Below are 6,974 nucleotides of genomic sequence, written 5' to 3'. Positions count from 1 at the left end.
AACCCGAATACAGCGGCGGCTGCCAGTGCGGCGCGATCCGCTTCCAGGCCCGTGGCGAGCTGACCCACAGCTCGATCTGCCACTGCCGCATGTGCCAGAAAGCCTTTGGTGCGTACTACGCGCCCTTGGTGTCGGTGCGGGGCGTGCAGTTCAGCTGGACCCGCGGCCAGCCGCGCTATTTCCAGTCCTCCAACGTGGTGCGGCGCGGCTTCTGCGCCGACTGCGGCACGCCGTTGACCTACGAAGCGCCCGATGGCGTGGCGGTGGCTGCCGGTGCGTTTGACGAACCCGAACGCCTGCCGCCGACGATCCAGTACGGAGTCGAGCGCAAGCTGCCCTTCGTCGACAGCCTGGCCAGCCTGCCGGCGCGACGTACCGAGGAAGACATCGCCGCGCTGGATTTCCTGGCCACGATCGTGTCGCACCAGCACCCCGACCACGACACCCCGCACTGGCCGCCGCGCAGCCGTTCAGCCGGGGGATGAACGGCCGGTAGCGCCGGGCCATGCCCGGCGAGCGCGAAGCGCGGCCGCCGCCGATGCTCTACCATAGCCACCCCCTTTCCGGTCCCCGCCCGCATGAGCAAGAACAGCCAGTGGATTGTCGGCGTCAACGCCGTCGCCTCCTCCATCGAGAACGACGCCGAGAACGTCCGCGAAGTGCTGGTCGAGGCCGGTGCGAAGAACCCGCGCCTGACCGAGATCGAGGAAAACGCCCGCCGCAAGGGCATCGACGTGCGCAAGGTGAACAGCCAGGCGCTGGACGGTGTCGGCGGTTCGGTGCGCCACCAGGGCGTGGCCGCGCGCTATGCCGCCGCCCGCACTTACAGCGAGAACGAGCTGGAAGGCCTGGTCACCGCAGCCGAGGGCAAGGCCCTGCTGCTGGTGCTGGACGAAGTGCAGGACCCGCACAACCTTGGCGCCTGCCTGCGCTCGGCCGCTGCGGCCGGTGCAACCGCAGTGGTCATCCCCAAGGACAAGTCGGCCACGGTGAACGCGACCGTACGCAAGACTTCGGCCGGTGCCGCCGATCTGATCCCGGTGGTGGCGGTGACCAACCTGTCGCGCTGCCTGAAGGACCTGCAGAAGCAGGGCGTGTGGATCTACGGCCTGGCCGGCGAAGCCACCGCTTCGCTGTACCAGCTGGACCTGAAGGGCAACATCGCCCTGGTGCTGGGGGGCGAGGCCGATGGCCTGCGCCGCCTGACCCGCGAGAACTGCGATGGCCTGGTCAAGATCCCGATGCCGGGTGAGATCGAGAGCCTGAATGTCTCTGTCGCCGCCGGCGTCAGCCTGTTCGAGGCCGTGCGCCAGCGCGGCTGATCTGTAGAGCCGAGCCCACGCTCGGCGATCGCATACCCGATCAAGGAAGCAGCCGAGCATGGGCTCGGCTCCACAGCAGCCGCTACCCCGCGCTGCCGCCCAGCGCCTTGAACAGGGTCACATCGTTGTTCAGCTGGCCCTGCCGCGCGCGCGCCAGTGACAGCTCGGCATCGCGCCGGGTCTGCTGCGCTTCCAGCCAGGTGCGCAGGTCGGTCGCGCCCACGCGGTAACGCACTTCCTGCGCGCGTTCCACTTCCACCGCTTCGTCATACGACGCCTGCGAGGCCGCCACCTGCCGCGCCAGCTGCTCGCGTGCCGACAGCGCGTTGTCCACTTCCGAGAGCGCGGTGTACAGCGTCTTGCGGAAGTTGGCCGCGGCGATCTGGTAGGCGGTGCCGGCGATGTCGGTATCCAGCTGCGCGCGCTGCAGGTTGAGGAACGGCAGTGACAGGCCCGCGCCCAGCGTGGCCACCGGATTGCGCAGCACATTGCCCAGTGAGGTGGCGCTGGAACCGAGACTGCCGGTCAGGCTCAACGCCGGGTAATACTGGGTTGCCGTGACCTTGATCGTCTTCAGGCTGTTGCGCAGGCGCAGCTCGGCCGCGCGCAGGTCGGGACGGCGGCCCAGCAGGTCGGCCGGCAACCCCTCGACGATGTCCGGGCTGCGTGCGCCCAGCAGGTCCTGCGGTTCGTCCTGCTGCGGCCAGGGCGTGCCATCCAGCAGTACGGTCAGTGCATTGCGCACTTCCACCCGCTGCTGTTCCAGCGCGCTCTGCGCCGAGCGCTGCGACTGCAGGTTCTGCAGCGCCTGGCGCACTTCCAGGCGCGATACCGCGCCGGCGTCGAAGCGGGCCTGCACCAGTTCGCGGGTACGTTCCAACCGCTCCAGGTTGGCCTGGCCGGTGGCGATGGACTGGTTGAGATAGGCCAGGTTCCAGTACTGGGTGATGGTGTCGCCGATCACCAGCAGCGCGGTGTTCTGCCGGTCTTCCTCGCTGGCTTCGGCTTCCCAGCGGGCGATGTCGCGCTGGGTGCGCAGGCGCCCCCACAGGTCCACTTCCCAGCCCAGCGAGACGCCGGTGGAATAGCTGCGGCGCCAGTCATCGGCCTGGTCGGTGGCGCGGCTGGCACTGCCGCTGACGCCCGATGACGAAGGCTGCGGCCACAGCGCATTGCTGGCCAGGCCGGCCTGCAGGCGTGAACGCTGCACGGCCAGGCCGGCGGCGGCCAGATCGCTGTTGGCGGCCAGCGCCTGCGCCACCAGACGGTCGAGGCGTTCATCGCCGAAGCCGGTCCACCAGGTGTCCTGCCGGATGTCGCGGCCGGGTGTATCCAGGCTGCTGCGCGGGCCGTCGGCCGGTGCATTGAGGGTGGCATCGCCACGCCCATACTGCGCCGCCACGGCCGGGTCATGCACCGGATAGCGGCCGACGGATGCGCAGCCGGACAGGGCGAGTACAACCGCACCGGCCGGCAGCAGGTGCCGGGGAGCGGGGAAGGGCAGTCGGATCATCTTCTTCATTCGCGGGCCAGGGCCTCCACCGGATCGAGTTGCGCGGCGTTGCGTGCGGGCAGGAAGCCGAACGCCACGCCGATCAAGGTCGAGCAGGCGAACGCGGCAACGATCGAGGCGGTGGAGAACAGCACCTGGAAATCGCTGGCGAAGCGGCCGATCATCGAGCCCAGCAGCAGCGCCAGGCCGATGCCGAGCACGCCGCCGAGCAGGCACACCAGCACCGCCTCGATCAGGAACTGCTGGCGGATATCACTCTGCCGTGCACCCACCGCCATGCGCACCCCGATCTCACGGGTGCGCTCGGTCACCGACACCAGCATGATGTTCATCACGCCGATGCCACCGACCAGCAGTGCGATGGCGGCGATGGCACCGATCAGCAGGGTCATCGTGCGCGTGGTCTGCTCGATGGTCTGGCGGATCTCCGCGCTGTTGCTGAGGAAGAAGTCCTCGGTGCCATGGCGCAGGGTCAGCAGGCGGGTGATTGCTTCCTGCGCCGCATCCATCGGTGTGTCGTCGTCCACACGTACGGTGATGCTGGAGACGTGGCTCTGGCCGAGCATGCGCGACATCACCGTGGTGTACGGCACCCACACGCTGAGGCTGGTACTGCCACCGAAGCCGAAACTCTGGCGCTTGGCCACGCCGACCACGCGTGCCGGCACGTTGCCGAGCAGGATCACCTGTCCGACCGGGTCGACATCGGGGAAGAACTGGGCCTGGGTGTTCTCGTCGATCACCGCCACCTGGCCCAGGCCCTTGACTGCATCGGCATCGAAGAAGCTGCCGCTGAGCAGAGTCACGCCCTTGACCCGGAAGAACTGCTCGCCGACGCCGCTGACCTGGGCGGTCGACGACTGGTTGCGATAACGCGCGGTGACCGAGGTCGATACGCTGGGGGTGGCGCTGTCCACGTAGCTCTGCTTTGCCAGTGCATCGGCATCGCTGGCCTTGAGCGTCTGCACCCGGGCCGAGCGCATGTCGCCGAAACCACGGCCGGGATAGACGTCGATGGTGTTGGTGCCGAGCGCGCTGATGTTCTGCAGGATCTGCTGCTGCGAGCCGTTGCCCAGCGCCACCACCGACACTACCGAGGCGATGCCGATGATGATGCCGAGCATGGTCAGGAAGGTCCGCAGCCGATGGGCGTTCATCGCCAGCAGCGCCATGCGGAACGCTTCGGTGAAGCGGTCTCGGGCCGCCCGCCAGCTGTTGCCGTGGGCGGCCCCGGTACTGGCTTCGCGCTGCGCACGGTAGGCCGGCGCATTCGGGTTGGCGCGGTCGGCGATGATCTCGCCATCGCGGATCTCGATGATGCGCTGTGCGTGCTGGGCCACGCTCATGTCGTGGGTGACGATGATGATGGTGTGGCCTTCGGCATGCAGTTCGCCGAGGATCGCCATCACTTCCTCACCGGATTTCGTATCGAGCGCGCCTGTGGGTTCGTCGGCCAGGATCACCTCGCCGCCGTTCATCAGCGCGCGTGCGATCGACACGCGCTGCTGCTGGCCACCTGACAGCTGGCCGGGCTTGTGATGCATGCGGTCGCCCAGGCCCAGGCGTTGCAGCAGCTGCTCGGCACGCGCATTGCGCACTGCGCCCGGGCTGCCGGCGTACACCGCCGGCACTTCCACATTGCCGCGCGCGTCGAGGTCGCCGAGCAGGTGGTAGCGCTGGAAGATGAAACCGAAATATTCGCGGCGCAGTTCGGCCAGTTCATCCGGCGCCATCTTTCCGGTCTCGCGGCCGGCCACCTGGTAGCTGCCGCGGGTGGGGCGGTCGAGGCAGCCGAGTATGTTCATCAGTGTCGACTTGCCCGAGCCGGACTGGCCGACGATGGCGACCATCTCGCCAGCATGGATGTCGAGATTGACGTCGCGCAGCACGGCGATCACATCATCACCGGCCGGGAACTCGCGTCGCAGGTCGCGCAGGCGCAGCAGCGGCGCCGTCGTGCTCATCGGCGCGGACCCATGCCCGGGCCGCCGACCCGCATCTGCATGCCGCCTCGGTTCCCGCCACCGGCACCGGCCGCAGCTGCACTGGCCTCGCCGACCACCACGCGCTCGCCTTCCTTCAACCCGGACAGGATCTCGGCGGAGGCGCCATTGTTGATGCCCACCTTGACCTTGCGCGGCTGTGGCTGGCCCTTGTCGTCCAGCACCCGCACCATGCGCTCGTCGCCACGGCGCTTCGGCCCCAGCGCCACCGCCGGCACCATCAGCACGCCCTTGGCCTGCTTGAGCAGTACCGAGACCTGCGCGGTCATGTCGATGCGCAACGTGCCGTCCGGATTCTCCACGTCGAACAGCGCGTTGTAGTAGACCGCGCTGCTGGAACTGGAACTGGACGAACTGCTGGAGCTGGAGGAGCTTTCATTGGCGATCGAGGCCGGCGCCGGATTGATCTGGCGCAGCGTGGCGTGGTACTTGCGGTCCGGGTCACCCAGCGTGGTGAAGTACACCGGCATGCCGGGCTTGATCTTGACCACGTCGGCCTCGGAGATCTCGGCATTGACGGTGACCACGTCCAGCCGCGCCAGCATCACGATGGTCGGTGCGGTCTGGTTGGCGTTCACGGTGCGGCCTTCCTCCGCCACCACCGCCACCACGGTGCCGTCCATCGGCGCGGTGATGCGGGTGTAGGCCAGGTTGGCGCGGGCGGTGCCCAGTTCTGTTTCGCGGCCCTTGATCTGCGCCTCGTAGGACTGCAGCTGGGCACGGGCGGTCTTCAACTGCGCCTCGGCGGCATCATATTCCTGGCGCGAGGTGGCTTCGGCAGCCAGCATCTGCTGCTGCCGCGCGAATTCCAGTTCGGCCTGGCGCAGGGTGGCCTGCTGCACGGCGCGCTGCGCGGTGACCTGGTCCAGCGAGGCCTGCGCGTTGAGCACCTGGTTCTGCTGGGTGGTGGCATCGATCTCGGCGATCAGGTCGCCTTCCTTCACGGTGTCGCCCAGCTGTACCTTCAGCGACTTGATCTGGCCCGAGGCCTGGGCGCCGACGCTGACCAGCTTGTAGGCGTCGATCACACCGGTGGCCTCCACTGTCTGCTCGATGTCACCACGGCTGACGGGCGCGGTCGCCACCGCCGGGACGGCCGGCTTGCGCAGCAGCCACCAGGCGGCTGCAGCGACGGCAAGGGCAAGCAGGGCGACCAGTATCAGGCGACCCCGGCGGGTCGCGGGCAGCAGGCGGAACGTCACGTCGTGGCTTCACTCTCGGGGCCGCGCGGGCGGCGTTGGTGGGCATTGTGAAGACCGGGCGACAGGCGGCTCAATCCTCGGGGTATGTCTCTATGTAACACTGTCGGCAAACAGGCGTAACCACAGGTATCCCGACCATCGGTGGATACACTGGTACGCATTGCCCCGGATGCGGTTCAGCTGCCGACACGGGATGATCGCGACATGGAGACTGAAAACACGATGCATCGACTGCTGATCGTCGACGACGACAATGACATCCGCACCCTGCTGGCCGAGCAGCTCGGCCGCGCCGGCTACCAGGTGAGCACGGCGGCTGATGGCACCGCCATGCGCCAGCTGCTGGACCGTGAGCACGTGGACCTGATCGTGCTCGACCTCAACCTGCCGCGTGAGGATGGCTTGACCCTGTGCCGCGACCTGCGCGCGCGCTCGAACACGCCGGTGATCATGCTGACGGCTCGTGCCGAGCCGATTGACCGCGTGCTGGGCCTGGAGATGGGCGCCGATGACTACCTGGCCAAGCCGTTCGAGCCGCGCGAGCTGCTGGCGCGCATCCGCAATGTGCTGCGCCGGACCGAGGCGCTGCCGGCCAACCTGGAGCCATTGGCGATTCGCCGTGCGCGCTTCTCGCGCTGGGTGTTCGACCTGGAACACCGCCATCTGGTTGACCCGGACAACCGCGTGGTGGTGCTGTCCGGCGCCGAGTTCCGGCTGCTGCGGGTGTTCATTGCCCATGCCAACAAGGTGCTGTCGCGCGAGCAGCTGGTCGCGCTCAGCAGCGGGCGCAATTACGAGGCACAGGACCGTGCCATCGATCTGCAGGTCAGCCGGCTGCGCAACAAGCTGGGCGACGACGGTGGCCCGGATGGGCTGATCAAGACCGTTCGCAACGAAGGCTATGTACTGGCCTCCTCGGTGAACCTGGAATAGG

Annotated in this window: 6 protein-coding genes; 3 read left to right on the top strand and 3 right to left on the bottom strand. The window is 68.0% G+C overall.

Annotated elements, in window-relative coordinates; genetic code table 11:
- A partial coding sequence (locus tag N5C25_RS15745; RefSeq protein WP_279937246.1) for a GFA family protein occupies positions 1–485 on the top strand: 485 nt, incomplete at its 5' end.
- A 93-nt stretch (positions 486–578) separates the two neighbouring features.
- A complete protein-coding gene (gene rlmB, locus N5C25_RS15740) occupies positions 579–1,322 on the top strand; it encodes a 23S rRNA (guanosine(2251)-2'-O)-methyltransferase RlmB (protein ID WP_251102611.1) in 744 nt (247 codons plus the stop codon).
- An 82-nt stretch (positions 1,323–1,404) separates the two neighbouring features.
- Here rlmB and N5C25_RS15735 read toward each other — a convergent pair whose 3' ends face one another.
- Genes N5C25_RS15735 through N5C25_RS15725 form a run of 3 tightly spaced genes read right to left on the bottom strand, consistent with a single transcriptional unit; the run spans position 1,405 to position 6,040 of the window.
- Positions 1,405–2,844 carry an efflux transporter outer membrane subunit gene (locus N5C25_RS15735; protein WP_058979458.1) on the bottom strand — a complete coding sequence of 480 codons (1,440 nt, stop codon included), beginning with the start codon at positions 2,842–2,844 and terminating at the stop codon, positions 1,405–1,407.
- Complete coding sequence (locus tag N5C25_RS15730) at positions 2,841–4,799, bottom strand: MacB family efflux pump subunit (protein WP_019659089.1); 1,959 nt, start codon at positions 4,797–4,799, stop codon at positions 2,841–2,843. Before N5C25_RS15730 ends, N5C25_RS15735 begins: the two co-directional genes overlap by 4 nt.
- The gene (locus tag N5C25_RS15725; RefSeq protein WP_279937245.1) at positions 4,796–6,040 is read right to left on the bottom strand and encodes an efflux RND transporter periplasmic adaptor subunit; all 1,245 of its coding nucleotides are present in this window, start codon (positions 6,038–6,040) and stop codon (positions 4,796–4,798) included. The genes N5C25_RS15730 and N5C25_RS15725 overlap by 4 nt, the downstream gene beginning before the upstream one ends.
- Positions 6,041–6,244: 204 nt before the next feature.
- Between N5C25_RS15725 and N5C25_RS15720 the strand changes: the two genes are divergently transcribed.
- Positions 6,245–6,973: a response regulator transcription factor gene (locus N5C25_RS15720; protein ID WP_019659087.1), complete on the top strand. Its 729-nt coding sequence runs from the start codon at positions 6,245–6,247 to the stop codon at positions 6,971–6,973.
- The last annotated feature ends 1 nt before the right edge of the window (position 6,974 follow it).

This window comes from Stenotrophomonas sp. GD03958, from assembly GCF_029839005.1.
Lineage (GTDB): Bacteria > Pseudomonadota > Gammaproteobacteria > Xanthomonadales > Xanthomonadaceae > Stenotrophomonas > Stenotrophomonas hibiscicola.
Note: the sequence above shows the minus strand (reverse complement) of the source record. Positions and strands in the feature narration are given on the sequence as shown.